Annotated in this window: 7 protein-coding genes; 1 reads left to right on the top strand and 6 read right to left on the bottom strand. The window is 63.5% G+C overall.

Annotated elements, in window-relative coordinates; genetic code table 11:
* The first annotated feature begins 28 nt into the window (after positions 1 to 28).
* Positions 29 to 619, top strand: a complete 591-nt coding sequence (locus AC1DYJ_RS09595; RefSeq protein ID WP_477280395.1) for a transglycosylase SLT domain-containing protein — start codon at positions 29 to 31, stop codon at positions 617 to 619.
* Positions 620 to 661: 42 nt separating this feature from the next.
* On the opposite strand, the gene AC1DYJ_RS09590 is transcribed toward AC1DYJ_RS09595, so the two are convergent.
* The 6 genes from AC1DYJ_RS09590 to AC1DYJ_RS09565 all read right to left on the bottom strand — a co-directional run bounded on the left by AC1DYJ_RS09590 (position 662) and on the right by AC1DYJ_RS09565 (position 15,345).
* Entirely contained in the window at positions 662 to 2,983 is a 2,322-nt protein-coding gene (locus AC1DYJ_RS09590; RefSeq protein ID WP_477280394.1) for a dipeptide ABC transporter ATP-binding protein, read from the bottom strand.
* A gap of 46 nt (positions 2,984 to 3,029) precedes the next feature.
* The gene (locus AC1DYJ_RS09585) at positions 3,030 to 4,187 is read right to left on the bottom strand and encodes an ABC transporter permease (RefSeq protein WP_477280393.1); all 1,158 of its coding nucleotides are present in this window, start codon (positions 4,185 to 4,187) and stop codon (positions 3,030 to 3,032) included.
* Between the two features lie 12 nt (positions 4,188 to 4,199).
* Positions 4,200 to 5,234 (bottom strand): ABC transporter permease, encoded by a 1,035-nt coding sequence (locus AC1DYJ_RS09580; RefSeq protein WP_477280392.1) that lies wholly within the window; start codon positions 5,232 to 5,234, stop codon positions 4,200 to 4,202.
* Between the two features lie 226 nt (positions 5,235 to 5,460).
* The gene (locus AC1DYJ_RS09575) at positions 5,461 to 7,113 is read right to left on the bottom strand and encodes an ABC transporter substrate-binding protein (RefSeq protein ID WP_477280391.1); all 1,653 of its coding nucleotides are present in this window, start codon (positions 7,111 to 7,113) and stop codon (positions 5,461 to 5,463) included.
* Between the two features lie 253 nt (positions 7,114 to 7,366).
* The gene (locus AC1DYJ_RS09570; RefSeq protein ID WP_477426052.1) at positions 7,367 to 13,414 is read right to left on the bottom strand and encodes a translocation/assembly module TamB domain-containing protein; all 6,048 of its coding nucleotides are present in this window, start codon (positions 13,412 to 13,414) and stop codon (positions 7,367 to 7,369) included.
* A gap of 2 nt (positions 13,415 to 13,416) precedes the next feature.
* Positions 13,417 to 15,345 (bottom strand): autotransporter assembly complex protein TamA, encoded by a 1,929-nt coding sequence (locus tag AC1DYJ_RS09565; RefSeq protein WP_477280389.1) that lies wholly within the window; start codon positions 15,343 to 15,345, stop codon positions 13,417 to 13,419.
* Between the last annotated feature and the right edge of the window lie 53 nt (positions 15,346 to 15,398).

Here is a 15,398-nt window from a genome sequence, read left to right as displayed (position 1 = left end):
TTTATGATTTCGGCCTATTCGTCTTCCCATGCGTAGGTCGAGTTTTAGTAAAATTGTAGCGGTTGGTGTGCTGCTGGCGTTGTCGGCCTGCGCGACGCCGCCCAACCATATCAACAATGTCTGTGCCGTCTTCGACCAGAATGACGGCTGGTTCGACAACTGGCAGGCGGCGGCCGAACGCGCCTCGCAGAAATACAGTATCCCCGTCCCCGTGCTGATGGCGACGGTGCGCAAGGAGTCCGGCTTCAAGGCCAACGCCCGGCCGCCGCGCACCAAATTGCTCGGCTTCATTCCGTGGAAGCACGTCTCCTCGGCCACCGGTTTCTCGCAGGCGCTCGACGGCACCTGGTCGCAATACCAGAGCGAAACCGGCAGTTGGGGGGCGCGGCGGACAAAGTTCGCCGATGCCGTCGATTTCGTCGGCTGGTATCACTCAAAAACAGCCGACACCTTCGGCGTCGCCCGCAACGACACCTACAATCTCTACCTCGCCTACTATCTCGGCTGGACCGCCTATGGCCGCGGCAACCGCGGCGATGCCGGCGTGCAGGGCTATGCGCGGGCGACCGAAAAGATGGCCCGCGACTACGCCGTCCAGCTGCAGCAGTGCAGCAACTGAACGCGCAGCTCCGGCAATGCGAAAACTAGCACCGTTCTCGGTTTAGTGCCGCCTTGTCGTATCTTTCGGCTTCTTGATACCGGTCTCGGAAGTCTCGTCGACGACTTTGAGGCGACGGACTCGCATCCCAGCCTGGCCCTGCTCCACGGCATCGCCGATCTCGTCCGCTGCCGCGGTCGACGATTTGCCACGCGGCCGTTTGGGCGCTGTTCCTGTCGAACCCGGCCCAGCGATATGGGGAGCGTCTTCCGGCACGCCTTCATGCGCCGCGTGCTCCTTGTCGAACTTGATCACCGGCTCCATCGTCGCCAGCACATCGTCCGACAGCCAGCACAGGCTCATATGGCCGTCGCCGAGATGTTTCACCGGCGGCACCTTGGTTTCGCACAAATTGTCCGGCACCAGCTTCTTGTAGCCGCAGCGTGTCTGGAACGGGCAGCCGCTCGGCGGGTTCATCGCCGACGGGATGTCGCCTTCCAGCACGATGTGCTTCTTGACCACGCTGGTGTCGGCGATCGGGATCGCCGACAGCAGCGCCTCGGTATAGGGGTGGTAGGGCGGCGCGAAGATCTGGTCGGTCGTGCCTTGCTCGACGATATAGCCGAGATACATGACGACGACGCGGTCGGCGATGTAGCGCACGACAGACAGATCGTGGCTGATGAACAGCATCGTCGTCTTGTTCTTGCGCTGGATGTCCATCAAGAGTTCGGTCACCGCCGCCTGCACGGAGACGTCGAGGGCCGAGACCGGCTCGTCGGCCACCACCACCTTGGCATCGCCGGCAAAGGCGCGGGCCACGCCGATGCGCTGCTTCTGGCCACCCGAGAGCTGGCGCGGCTTGCGCGTCTCGAAGGCGCGCGGCAGCTTCACCAGGTCGAGCAGTTCCAGCATGCGCTTGCGCCGGTCGGCGACCGTCTTGCCGACATTGAATTTCTCCAGCGTGCGGATGATCTGCGAGCCGACGGAGTGGCTGGGGTTGAGCGTGTCGAACGGGTTCTGGAACACCATCTGGATCGACGACACCGTTTCGACGCTGCGTTTCTCGATGCTGGTCGACTGGATCTGCTTGTTGCCGAGCGTCACCGTGCCCGAGCTTGCCGTCTCCAGCCCGAGCAGCACCTTGGCCAGCGTCGACTTTCCGCAGCCGGACTCGCCGACAATGGCGACGGTCTCGGATTCGCGCGCCATGAACGAGATCGTCTCATTGGCCTTGACGACGCGGCCTTCGCTCGAGCCGAAGACTTCGCTGCCGCCGACCTTGTAGTATTTCCTGAGGTCCTCGATCTTGAGCACCGGTGCACCTGGCACGACCTTTTCATTGACCTTCTTGGCGCCGGGCGGCAGTGCTTCCCAGTCGATCTCGTTGAAGCGCACGCAGCGCGAGAAATGCCCTTCGTGACCGGCGACTTCGATCATCGGGATTTCGGCGGCGTTGCAGACGCCCTCAACGAAATGGTGGCAGCGCGGACCGAAATTGCAGCCCTTGGGCCGCTCATGCGGCAGCGGCAATTGGCCGGGAATGGAAATCAGCGGCCGCGAATTCTTGTCGGCGCCGGGCAGCGGGATCGAACGGAACAGCCCTTGCGTATAGGGATGACGCATCCGGTCGAAAACGTCCTTGATCTTGCCTGTCTCGACGGCCTCGCCCGAATACATCACCGTGATCCGGTCGCAGGTCTCGAGGATGAGGCCAAGATTGTGCGACACGAAGATCATCGACGTGCCGAACTTTTCGCCCAGGCCCTTGACCAGTTCGACGATGCCCGCTTCCACCGTCACGTCGAGCGCCGTCGTCGGCTCGTCGAGCAGAAGCAGCGCCGGCTTTGACAAGAGCGCCATGGCGATGACGATGCGCTGCTGCTGGCCGCCGGAAAGCTGGTGTGGATAGGAGCGCATCATGCGCTCGGGATCGGGCAGCTTCACCGCGCGCACCATGTCGAGCGCCCTTGAATAGGCCTCTTCCTTCGACACCTTGTCGTGGATCAGCGGCACTTCCATCAATTGCTGGCCGACCTTCATCGCCGGATTGAGGCTGGCCATCGGCTCCTGGTAGATCATGGCAATCTTGTTGCCGCGGATGGCGCGCAGTTCCTCGTCGGAGAGCTCGCCCATATCCTTGCCCTGGAACTTGATCTTGCCGCCGACGATCTTACCGATGTTGGAGAGGTCGCGCATGATGCCGAGCGACACGGTCGACTTGCCGCAGCCAGATTCGCCGACGATGCCCATCGCTTCGCCCGGCATCACCGTGCAGGAAAAATCCATGACGGCAGGGATCTCGCCCTTGCGGGTGAAGAAGGAGATCGACAGGTTCTCGATCTCGATGATCGGTTCGCCGGGATTTCGAACTGCCTCATTCATGGGTCGCTCCAATCCTATTTTCATGCGTCGGGCCAAAACCCGCAGATCAGTCTTTCATCGATTGTTCGCGCAGCGAGTCGGCGAGCAGGTTCAGCCCCAGCACAAACGACATCAGCGCGATCGTCGGCGGCAACGCCGGATGGATGAAGGAGCGCAGCAGGCGGCTGGCGTCCTTGATCGCGGTGCCCCAGTCCGGGCTCTCCGGCGCAAGACCCAAGCCGAAATAGCCGAGTGTGCCGAGCAGGATCGTGGTGTAGCCGATGCGCAGGCAGGCATCGACGATCAGAGGTCCGCGCGCATTGGGCAGGATTTCCCACAGCATGATGTACCAGGGCGATTCACCGCGCGTCTGCGCCGCCGCCACATAGTCGCGCGTCTTGATGTCCATCACCAGGCCGCGCACGATACGGAACACGCCGGGGCTGGAGGCGAACACCACCGCCACGAAGATGTTGAGCTGGTTGGGATCGATGTGGATGATTTTGAACGGATCGGCATCGAACACCAGGCCGGCATAGACCCAGCCGCCGATGACCAGCGTCAGCCCGAGCAATATGTAGAGCCGGTCCGGACGGTTCTTGTAGCGGGTCCAGAACAGCACGGAAAAGAAGATGATCGGGAACATGAAGAACAGCCCGGCCATGGCGTAGGGGATGGGCGTATCCATGATGCCCGGCGTCACCAGGAGGTAGAACAGCAGGATGACCGGGAAAGCCAGCACCAGATTGGCCAGGAACGACAGCGCCGTGTCGATCCTGCCGCCGTAATAGCCGGCGGGCAGGCCGAGCGTAATGCCGACCATCAGCGCGAACCCCGTCGCCGCCGGTGCGATGATCAGCACGATCTGGCTGCCATAGACCATGCGCGAGAAGACATCGCGGGCGAGCTTGTCGCCGCCGAAATAGTAGATGAGCTTCGATACCGGCTCGATCCCGCCCGGCAGTGCGTCCTTCATGATCGGCACCTGGGAAAGCGGATCGAAGGGCGCGATGGTCGCCGCGAAGATCGCGGTGAACAGCCAGAACAGGCAGATGCCGACACCGACAATGCCGACGCCGCTGTCGAACAGCTGGCCGTAAAGGCCGAGCCTTTTCTTGTAGGAGAAGCTCGCCCCCATCACCAGGGCAAGCCCTAGCCAGACCGGCCAGAAGCGCGCAATCACGCCGAGCACGATGTTGAAGGCGCCGATATATTCGACCTGCATCTGCCCAGACCCCTATTGAACTCTGATACGCGGATTGAGGAACGCGTAGCCGACATCCGAGATGAGCTGCGTGATCAGCACGATGAACACCGAGACCAGCGAGCAGCCGAGCAAAAGGTCGATGTCGTTGTTGCCCGCAGCCTCGACCAGCGTGTAGCCAAAGCCCTGATAGCGGAACATCACCTCGACGATGACGACGCCGGTGAGCAGCCAGGGGAATTGCAGCATGATGACGGTGAAGGGCGCAATCAGTGCGTTGCGCAGCGCGTGCTTGACGACGACGCTCCCGAAGGAGAGCCCTTTCAGGCGGGCGGTGCGGATATATTGCTGCGTCATCACCTCGACCATCGAGGCGCGCGTCATGCGGGCGATATAGCCGATGCCGTAGATCGCCAGCGTCATCACCGGCAGGGTGAAATTGTAGAAGGTGATGCCTTGGCTGGCCGACGCGGCCGAACCGTTCAGCCAGCCGAGCCAGGAGGCGAAGATGACGGTGAAGATGACGCCCGACACATATTCAGGCGTCGCCGTCGAGGCGATCGATGCGACGGACAGCGTCCGGTCCGTTCGCGAGCCCTCGCGCATGCCAGCCAAGATGCCGATCAGCAGCGAAATCGGCACCATCACCGCCAGCACGCAGAGCATCAGGATGCCGGTGGCGCCGAGTGCGGGGAAGAGCTTTGACGCAACGGTGGTCTTGAACTTGGTCGAGCAGCCGAAATCGCCTTCCAGTATGCCGGAGAATTTCGGCTCCAGCGGGTCATTGCAGAAGGAAAAACGCTGCGCCGGCTTGCCGGTCGCGGGATCGGTCACCGGCTGCTTGGGCAGGACGCCCAGCCACTGGCCATAGCGCGCGAAGAAGTTCTGCCGGTAGCCATGCTCGACAAGCCAGCTTTCGAGCTGCTCGGCGGACGTATGCATTTCGGTCTGGCTGATCGCCAGCTTCTTCAAATTCGGCTCGAGATTGATCAGGAAGAAGACGATCATCGTCAGGCACAGCATCGTCAATGCCATGGTGCCCAGGCGCCTGATTACGAAAGAAAGCATGGCGGTCCCCTGCCGGTCTGGTTGGGGTTGGAGCCAGCCTGGAACACCAGCTTTGCCGTTGCCGGCAGAGTTGGCCCTCAAACCGGCCCTCGGATGCGATCAACCCTGTTTTATTGCATGGTCCTTGCTGAAGAGTCCGCAACTTGTTGCTGCGCCGGTTTCAGGTCCTGGACCCCTGCGAGGAGTGATGGGGAGGAGGCAAACCGCCCCCTCCCGATCTGTCCGATCAGGCCCGTTCGAGCCAGATCTTGCCGTAGTCGCGCTCGTAGGTCGGGTGCATCTTGTAGTTCTGCACCGCCTTGACCGAGTGGCTGTAGAGCTTGCGCCAGTACGGCTGGATGATGATGCCGGACTCCTGCAGCGTCTGCTCGATATCCTTCATCATTTCCTTGCGCTTGGTAGCGTCGGCGACCGACAGCGCCGCGTTGAGCTTGGCATCCCAGTCCGGGTTCGAGTAGGCGGCCTCGTTCCAAGCCTCGCCGGTCCGGTAGGCGATGGCCAGCACCTGGACGCCGAGCGGACGCATGTTCCAGTTGGTCATCGACAGCGGGTACTTCGTCCAGTCGTTCCAGAACGTCGAGCCCGGCAGCACCGTGCGCTTCACCTTGATGCCGGCATCGCGAAGCTGGGCGGCGATGGCGTCACCGGTGTTCTTGTGCCAGTCCTCGTCGACGGTGATCAGCTCATGCTCGAAATCGGCCTGGCCGGCTTCGGCCATCAAAGCCTTGGCCTTGGCCGGATCGCGGGCGATCTTCGGCAGTTCGAAATACTCCGGATGGATCGCGCAGACATGGTGGTTCTCGGCGACGGTGCCGGCATTGCCGTAACCGAGCTGGAGAACCACGGCGTTGTCGACGCCGAGCTGCAAGGCCTGACGAACCTTCTGGTTGTCGTAGGGCTTGTTGCTGACGTTGGTGCGGCACACGATGGTTGCCGCGGTCACGACTTCCGACTTTACCAGGTCCAGGCCGTCGAGGATCGACACGTAGTCCGCCGAAGTCTCGAAATTGGTGTGGACTTCGCCGGCCTCGAAGGCGCTGACCATGGCCGCCGGATCGGTGCCGTAGTCGATGAATTCGATGCCGTCGAGGAAGACCTCGCCGTCCCACCACTTGTTGTCTTCACGGCGCTTGTAGACCACCTTCTGGCCGACATCGTAGGACACCAGTTCGAACGGGCCGGTGCCGATCGGGCAGGCTTTGAAGTCACCGCCCTTTTCGTCGAAGCTCTTGTGAACGATCAGGCCGGGATAGTCGCACATGTTCGGGATCAGCGCGATGTCGGGCTTCGTGAGCTTCAGCACGACCGTGTGGTCGTCCGTCTTGGAGACGGCGCTTTCGTCGAGCTTGTCGTCCTTGACCAGTGAGCCGAGGCGGCCAGGCATCGAATTGCCCTCGGCCTTCTTGTCGGCCCAGCGCTTGAGGTTGAAGATGACGTCATCGGCGGTGAAGGCATCGCCGTTGTTCCAGGTCACGCCCTTGCGCACATGCAGCGTGTACTGCGTGGCGTCGTCGTTGACGTCCCAGCTCTCGAGCAGATAGGGACGGAAGGTGTATTCGGTCGTGTACTTGACCAGCGGCTCAAGCGCCTGGCGCTCGGCATTGGCGATTTCCGACCAGTCGGCCTTGCGCGGATCCTTGGGATCCTTGATCCATTGGGCGACCTTCAGGATGCCGCCTTTCTTGCCCTGAACTTCTTCGGCCTTGGCGGGCGTCGGGTCTACCAGTCCGAGCATGCCATAGGCCATCGCCGTGGACGCGCCGAAGACGCTGGCCAGAGCGAGGAATTCGCGGCGATCGACCCTACCTGCCTTGGCTTCTTCGGCCATGGCCACGATATGATCGGGAACGCGATCGCCATTACTCTTGTAGATTGTCATGACTTAACTCCCATTGTTGGCTTTCCGCCTTTTACCATTCCGCATCCCTGCCGTGATGTCAAAGACGGCATGGATGGGAACATGTTAGCGAATGTGCAACTTTGGAAGGAGAGCGGTTCGCGCGATAACGACAGTCTTGACGCAAATTTGCTAGTGCGCCCAGATTCCGCCTGAATCTTTCTTAGGCGATTAAATTGATACATTTGGGCAGCTTACGACAGCGCCAGTTCAGGCTGCGGTACGGGCCAGAGGCTCAATATTCCTTTTCGTAGAAAATGCCGCCCTTGGCCTCGCCGCCATCATTGGCCTCGCCACGCAGCTTGACACCACGCCCGACATTGAGGTCGATCGTCGCCTTGCCCGATCCCGGCTTGTCGCCCTTCTGGATCGTCACATAGGTGCGGTCGTTGAGGTATTTGCCCGCCGACACGGCGGTGCCGCCCTGATCGTCCGTAGTCACATCCAGATCATCGATGCCGATTGCACTGCGCAAGTTTTCAAGCAGGGAGGTCGAGCCGCCGACGCCGGCCAGTTGCCCGGCGGCCTCGGCCAGCTGGGCGATCTGCAGCGGCGACAGGTTCGACATCGAACGGCCAAAAATCAGCTGCGCCAGTACCTCGTCCTCCGGCAGCGCCGGCACCGAGGAGAAGTTGAATTTCGGATTGGTCGCCTCGCCCGACACGACGATGGTGACGGTGGTGCTGGTCGTGGTCGAGGTCGCGGTCAAATTGAGATAGGGCACCAGCGAGCCCGAAAACCCGACCGTGCCCTCGGTGAAGGTCAGCCGCTTGCCGAGGATCGACAGCCGTCCGCGCTGCAAGGTGAAGGTGCCGACCGCTTGCGGCGACGCCGCGGGGCCGGTCAGCCTCAGCGAACCGCCGAGCTCGGCATCGACACCCCTGCCCTGGATGAAGATCTGGTTCGGCGCGTTAACTGTGACATCGAGATTGAGGCCGCTGCCGCCACCACCGCTGGCAGTAGCCGGGCGCAAGGCCTTGTCCTGCGCCCGCACGCTGGCGGGTGCGTTCTTGTGCTTGACGTCAAGCGCGGCCAGCGAGCCAGGCAGCTTGTCAGGAACAGTGATGACGGTCTTGGCCAGGTTGACGGTGCCCGAAATCACCGGCGCCGAAGTGAGCGGTCCCTTGATGGTGAGGTCGCCACCGAGATTGGCGGTCACGACGCGCCCGTCGGTGTAGCGGCCGTCGACCAGCTTGATCGACAGGTCGGCCGGGAAACCTTGTGCCGGATTGATGCCGATCGTGCCGGAGGCCGACAGGCTGCCGCGCGTCGACAGCGTGCCGGTCAGCCGGTTGATCCGGGCAACGCCATTGCCGATCGAAACATCGGCGGTGATGTCGTTGACCGCAAGGCCCGAGCGTGCGTCAACCAGGCGGGCACCCGACGTCGAGACCGTGCCGCCGATCACCGGCGATGTCGCGGGGCCACGCACCTGGACATTGACGTTGGCCGTGCCGCTCAGCGACAGGCCTTGCGCGGCCAGCTTGGCGGCGAGGAAGGAAAACGGCACCTTGCCGTTGAAGTCGAGCACCAGCGCCGGCGTGCCCGCTGTGGTGACGCTGCCGCCGCCCTTGATGCCAAGCCCGGCGCCATCGCTGATATCGGCATTGAAGGTGAGTTTCTTGCCGGCGAACGTGCCCGACGAAGAAATGTTCATGCCGCCGAGGCCGGCGCTGCGCGTCTGCGATGTCTGCACCCCACCGGCGTCGATGTTGAAGGCAACCGCCGGATTGGCCGGCGCGCCGGTCACCTTCACGGTCCCGGAGATCGAACCGGCGGCCTGCAGGCCCGGGGAAAAACTGTTGGCCAGCGAGGCCGGCACTTTCGACAGCGCCGCATTGATGTCGAGCGCCTGCCCGACCTTGCCGGTCACCGTCGCCGTGCCGCCGCCGAGATTGAGTACCAGCCTGTCCAGCGTTGTGGTGCCGTTGGCGATGCTGACGGTCGAGGCCTGGGCGATGGCGGCCTTGATGCCTTGCACCGTGGCCTGGCCGGAAGCGAGTTCAATCGTAGTGGTGCCGCCAGCCACTTTCACCCGGCCCGCGGCTTTGGCCGGAATGCCCTTGACCGTGGCGCCGCCGGAAAAGCCGGTCCAGTCGCCGTCGCGCTTGAGGTCGACATCGATGCCGCTGATGGCGGTGCCGCCGGAGATGACGCTGTCGGCGCGGATTTTGCCCGAGATGACCGGCGCGGCGAGATAGTTGGCGACCAGCGCATCGATCGAGACCGTCTTTGCCTGCAGGTCGCCGCGCGTGATCGACGCCGTCGACGCCTTGACGGCGACGTTGGCGCCATCGCCGCTCTTGGAGAAGGCAATGGTGCCGCGCACGTCACCTTCGGCCTTTTCCAACGCCAGTGCTGCCAGCGGCCCGATATCGGGCAGGTCGAGTGCGATGGTGCCGACCGGCACGAAAGCCTCGTCGAGCGCGAGGTCGCCGGAAATCCTGTTTTTGCCCAGCGACAACAGCAGGCCGTTGATGGCGCTCCTGCCGTCCGCCGTCGCCAGCACCGCGCTGCCTTGCAGCGCCTGCCCCGCGACATTGCCGGTCAGCTGCACATTGGCCGCCGGACTGGCGGCATCTGCCTTGCCGGTGGCGGTCAACTTCAGCCCGGTGATTTCGCGTTCCGCCACCAGCAGCCGGTCACTGTTCACCGTCAGCGACAGGTCCGGCGCCAGGCTCGGCCCCTGCGCATTGAGCGCGAAGCTGATCGCGCCCTTGGCGTCCTTCGACAGCAGCGAGATGTCCGAAAGTGCGCCCTTGATGTCGGCGCTGAGCTTGTTGTCGGCGAGGCTGGCCTGGCCGTCGGCGGTCAGCGCGCCCGACACCAGCTTGACCGGATTGGCGCTGACATTGCCATTGGCATCGCGCTTCAGCGTGGCGCTGAGCTTCGTCCGCTCCGCCAGCACGCCGCGCGCCGCCGCTGGCAGCGCTGCCGACAAGGCATCGGCGTTGAGGTTGAGGTCGATGGCGCCATCGGCGAACGAGACGCGGCCATTGAAGGCAGCGCCCAGCGCATCGCCTTGTACCGAGCCGCTGTCGATGGTGATGGCGTCCGCCGCCAGGCTGCCGGCGACCTTGGCGGTGATCTTGCCGGCAATGAGCGGCGCGATGGTTGGATTTTTCAGCCCGATCTTGGTCGCCGTCACCGTGCCCGTGATCGGGCCGGTGCGGCTCTTCACATCGAATGCATCGGAGTGCAGCGCCAGCGAGATGCCTTCGACCTTGGTGTCATTCGTCGCCACCGAAGGAAGCACCGCCGAGATATCAAGCCTGGCTTGCGCAGCCTGCCCCACCGCCTTCACCGACAGCGCCTGCAGTTCCAGATTGATCGGGCTTTCCGCGCTGCCAAGCGTCAACGGCAGGCTCGGACCGGACGACGTCAGGTCGATTGCGAAATCGCTGGCGCCGTTCGGGTTGATGGTGCCGGCTGCCTTGCCGGAGATTTTTTCGCCCGAAAGCGTCGCCTGGTCCAGCACGACGCCACCGGCCACGGAATAGCTGCCGGCCGCGTCGAGATCGAGCGGCCCGAGCCCGGCCTGGCGGGTCTGGCTGGTTTCAGCCCCGGCCAGCTTTGCATTGAAGCGGACGTCCGGATTGGCCGACGCCCCGGTGATCTCAGCCGTGCCGTCCAGAGTGCCCGCGGCGTCGAGGCCAGGCGAAAAATCATTGGCGAGGGTTGCGGGCAAGGCGGAGAAAGTTGCCGCCAGATCCAGCGTCTGGCCTGCTGTGCCCGAAAGCGTCACCGATCCGCCACCGAGATCGACCACCAGCCTTTGAATGTTGGTCACCCCATCGGCGATCGTCAGGCTCGACGGCTCGGTGATCGCTGCCTTGATGCCGCGCACCGTCGCCTCGCCGGACGCGATCTCGACGCTGGTCGTGCCGCCGGCGATCTTCGCCCGCCCCGCGGCCGTCGCCGGGATGCCGGCGATGGTGGCGCCACCGGTAAAGTTGGTCCAGTCACCGTCGCGCTTCAGGTCGACGCCGATGCCGCTGACGACCGTCGTTCCCGACGTCACGCTGTCGGCCTTGATCGTGCCGGAGATCGCCGGGCTGTTGAGATAGTTGGCGATCAGCGCGCTAACCGTGATTGCCTTGGCCGCCACATCGCCGCGTGCAATCGACACGCTGGCCGCATTGATGGTGACGGTGGGCGTCTCGCCGTCCTTGGCGAAGACGACGGTGCCGCCAATATCGCCGGCTGCCGTCTGCCCGGCCAGCGAAGCCAGCGGCGCTATATCGGGAGCGCTAATCGTCAGCGTGCCCAGCGGCAGGAATTTTTCATCCAGCGCCAGATCGCCAGACACCTTGTTGTCGCCCAGCGCCACGCTGAGCCCGTTGATGGAACGCTTGCCGTCGCTGGTCACCAGCGCCGCCTTGACCGCGAGCGGCTGGCCGTCGACCGAGCCGGTCAGCGAGACATTGGCAGCCGGGCTGGCAATGTCGGCCTTACCCGATGCGGTCAGCTTGATGTCTTTGACCGTGCGCCCCGACGCCGTCAGGCTGGCGCTGTCGGCTGAAACCGAGAAGTCCGGCGCGTTGCGCGCACCGCTTGCCGTAAGCCCGAAATCGACGCCGCCGGCGACCGGCACGCCAACCAGCGGCGACAGCACCGAGACGTCGCCAAGCTTGCCCTTGATATCGGCCTGGATGTCGCTGCCTTGCGCGCTGGCGGTGCCACTTGCACTGAGCGAGCCGGAGGTCAGCTCAATCGAATTGGCGGCGAAGGACCCCTGCGGATCGCGGGTGGCGGTCGCGGAGAACTTGACCCGTTCGCCAAGCAGCGAACTGATCTGCGGCGGCAGTGCCGTCGACACCGCATCGGCATTCATCTTCAGCGTCATGGCGAGATCGGCCAACGAGATCTTGGCCGTCAGCCCGGCATTGAGGGCATCGCTGCGCAGCGTGCCTTCATCGAGCGAGATTTCCTCCTTGCTGATCGTGCCGGCCAGAGAGGCCGTCAGCTTGCCGGTGATGAGCGGCGCAAGCGTTGCCACGTCGGTCTTAAGGCCGGCTGCCGACAGCGATACGCTGACCGGGCCGGCGCGGTTCTCGATATCAAAACCGTCGGAATGGATCTGCGCATCCAGATTGTTGACCTGGGAGCCGCCCGCCACCACCGAGACCAGTGAAGCACTGGCGTCGATCATCGGCGCCTTGCCGTCGCCGAAGGCGCGGGCCGTGACATTGTTGATGGCCACCATGATCGGCTGCGCCGGGTTGCCGACATTGACCGTGACAGGCTCGCCCTTGGCAGCGAGCTCCACCGAAAGGTCGCTGGCGCCCTTCGGATCGACCATGCCGGTGGCGGAGCCGTGGACGGCGCCGCTCTCGATCGTGGCGCGCTCGATGTCGACGCCGCCGGCCGCGGTTGCGGTGCCGGCGAGGTCGAAGCTGGTCTTGCCGGCAAACAGCGATTTGAACTGTTCCGGCAGGAACCCTTCGAACGAACCGTCCCCCTTGGCCTCGATCCTATTGCCTTTGTCGGTCAGCTGATGACGGCCGGTGAGCTGGGTGACGATCTGGCCGTCGACCATGAAAGTGCCAACGCCGCTCCAGTTGGCCAGCGGCCCGGTGCCGGAGACGACGATGTTGACCGGCGGCGCGCCGGGCAGCTTGAGCAGATTGGCGATGATGCCGCCAGCCGGCTCGGATGCCTTGAGATCGAGGTCGAGCTTGTTTTCATCCGGCGCGAAATGGATGTTGGCGTCGACATTGCCCTGTTTGCCGTCATGGCGGGTAATATTTAGCACCGTCTGGACCGCCAGCGGCGAAGCATCGACCTTGGCCGATCCCTTGGCGGCGAGTTCGGCAATGCCGCTGCCGGCAAGTTGCTGGCCGAGCGCGATCTGCGGCAGATCGATCGCTCTGATATCGAGCGAAACCGGCAGACCGGTAGACCCGCTCTTGGCAGGCTCGGTGCTGGCCACCGGCAGCCGCGCCAGTTCGATGCGTTCGGCGGCGATACGGTCGGCGCTGAAATTCTTCGACAGCAGCGCCAGCGGCGACCAGTCGACGGCCACTTTTCGCGCCACCAGCCAGGCGCCCTCACGGTCTTCCAGCACGACATGGTCGACCGTCAGCGCGCCGGACCAGATGCCGTCAATGCCGCTGACCGTGACCTTGCTGTCGGCTGATGAGGCCATATTGGAAATGATGCCAGCGAGATTGTCGCGGCCGCGCTCGGTCTTGGTCAGCACGACCAGCGCGCCGATGCCCGCCGCCAGCACGATCAGCAGCGTGTAGAAAAAGAGGCGAAGGATGCGTCTAAAAATCTTCATCGTCAGAACGCCTGTCCGATGCCGGCATAGATGCCGAAACGCGGGTCGCCACGCTCGCGGTTGAGCGGCAGTGCGGCGTCGATGCGCAGCGGCCCGAACGGTGTGATGTAGCGCAGGCCGACGCCAGCGCCGACCTTCATGTCGGAAAAGTCGGGCGCCGATTTGGTCGAGACGGTGCCGGCATCGACAAACGGAACGATGCCGATCGTGTCGGTGAGCGCGATGCGCATCTCGACCGATGTCTCGAAGAAGGACAGCCCGCCGATCGGCTGATTGTCGATGTCCCTCGGACCGATGCCTTGATAGGAATAGCCGCGCACCGAGCCGCCGCCGCCGGAATAGAAGCGCCGGTCGGCCGGAACGTGTTCGAGACTGGTGCCGACGATCGAACCGAGCGCAACGCGTTCGGCAAGGACGAATTTCGACGCCGTGTCGAGCGACTGATAGGCCGACCCCTCGCCCTTCAGCTTGAGGAAGGCGGCGCCGCTCATAATGTCGTAGCTCGGCTCGGCATAGGCCAGCACCCTGAAGCCGCTGGTCGGGTTGAGGCGGTTGTCGCGGTTATCATAGACATATTGCAGCGGGATGCTGGCGATCAGATATTTGTGCTTGCCGAAGGCGTCGGTGATCCTCGAATAGTCGAGCGCGATTTCAGCCGAAACCGTCTGCTTCTTGTCGATCTCGTAGGACAGGCCGGTGCTGCCCTTGACCGAGAAATGGTCGTAGGCATCGGGATGTTCGAGCACGGTTTTGATGCTGGCGATGAATTTCGAGGCCGGTCCGACCACGCCCGGCTTTTCGAACATGATGCCGGCATTGTAGTTGAGCTCGCTCAGATCATTGCTGCCGATGCCGCTGATCTTGCCGTCGATGCGCAGCTTCTCGGCCCGGCCGAACAGATTGCGATGGCCCCAATAGCCTTCGAGGCCGAGCCCCTCGGTGTTGGAGACGGTGCCGCCGACGCCGAAATAGCGCGGCTTGCGCTCGCTGACCTGGACGCCGATCGGAATGTTGCCGTCAGCGTCCAGCTTCTCGGCTTCCTTCAGCGTGACGCTGTTGAACACTTCGAGCCCAAGCAGCCGGTCGCGGGCATCGTCGATCTCGTCAGGCGAATATTGCTGGCCGCGTTTCAGGCCTGTCATGTATTCGGTGAACTCGCGATCGACCTTCTCGGTGCCCTCGACGGTGGTGTCGCCATAGCCGGCTACCGGACCTGCAGCCACCGTCAGCGTCACGTCGAGCGTCGAGGTGTTGTGCTCGGCGACGATCTGCCGGTCGGTTATACGGGCGAGCGGCCGGCCCTCCTGTTTCAACGCCCGCACGATCAGCGCCTCGGCCTTGAGCACCGCGCCGGAACCGGCATCGCCGCCGGCGATCAGGCCGAAATCGGCGCTCGCCAGCCCGGCGGCGTCGCCTTCCAGCCGGATGTTGCCGAGGGTGAATTTGGGCCCGCTGGCGATGCTGACCACCACCGGGATCGGCTGCGGACCGGTAAATTCGGCGTCCGGCGGCAGATCGTCGAGCGCCTTGCCCTGGATGGTGATGGTGACGACGCCTTCGTAACGGGCATCCGAGTAAAGGGCGGCGACCAGCTGTTCGCGGTCGCTGCGCGCCTTGGCCAGCAAGCCGAGCGAGCCGGAAACCGGACGTTCCTCGTCGGATTTCAGCGACGAGGCGTTTTCGAGCTTCTTGACCAGATCCTTGTCGGCATCGGGAACTTCGATGCTTACCGAATAGCGCAGCGGGTCGACGATATCGGCGTCCTCGTCGTTAGACGAACCCCACAATTTGATGCCGAAAATCTCGAAGGCAGCGGCCGAGCCTGATTCGGCGACGAGCACGGTCGAGCACGCCAACGCGAAAAGCAGCGCGCGCGAAAGCGCACGCCGTGGCGTGCGTCCCTTCGACATCTGCGCTTCATACGCCGGCATTAAGACAACCTAGGCTACAAAACTAAAATTGGAATGAAGTTCTGAAGTGCTCG

The organism is Mesorhizobium sp. P2_B11 (genome assembly GCF_056404855.1).
Note: the sequence above shows the minus strand (reverse complement) of the source record. Positions and strands in the feature narration are given on the sequence as shown.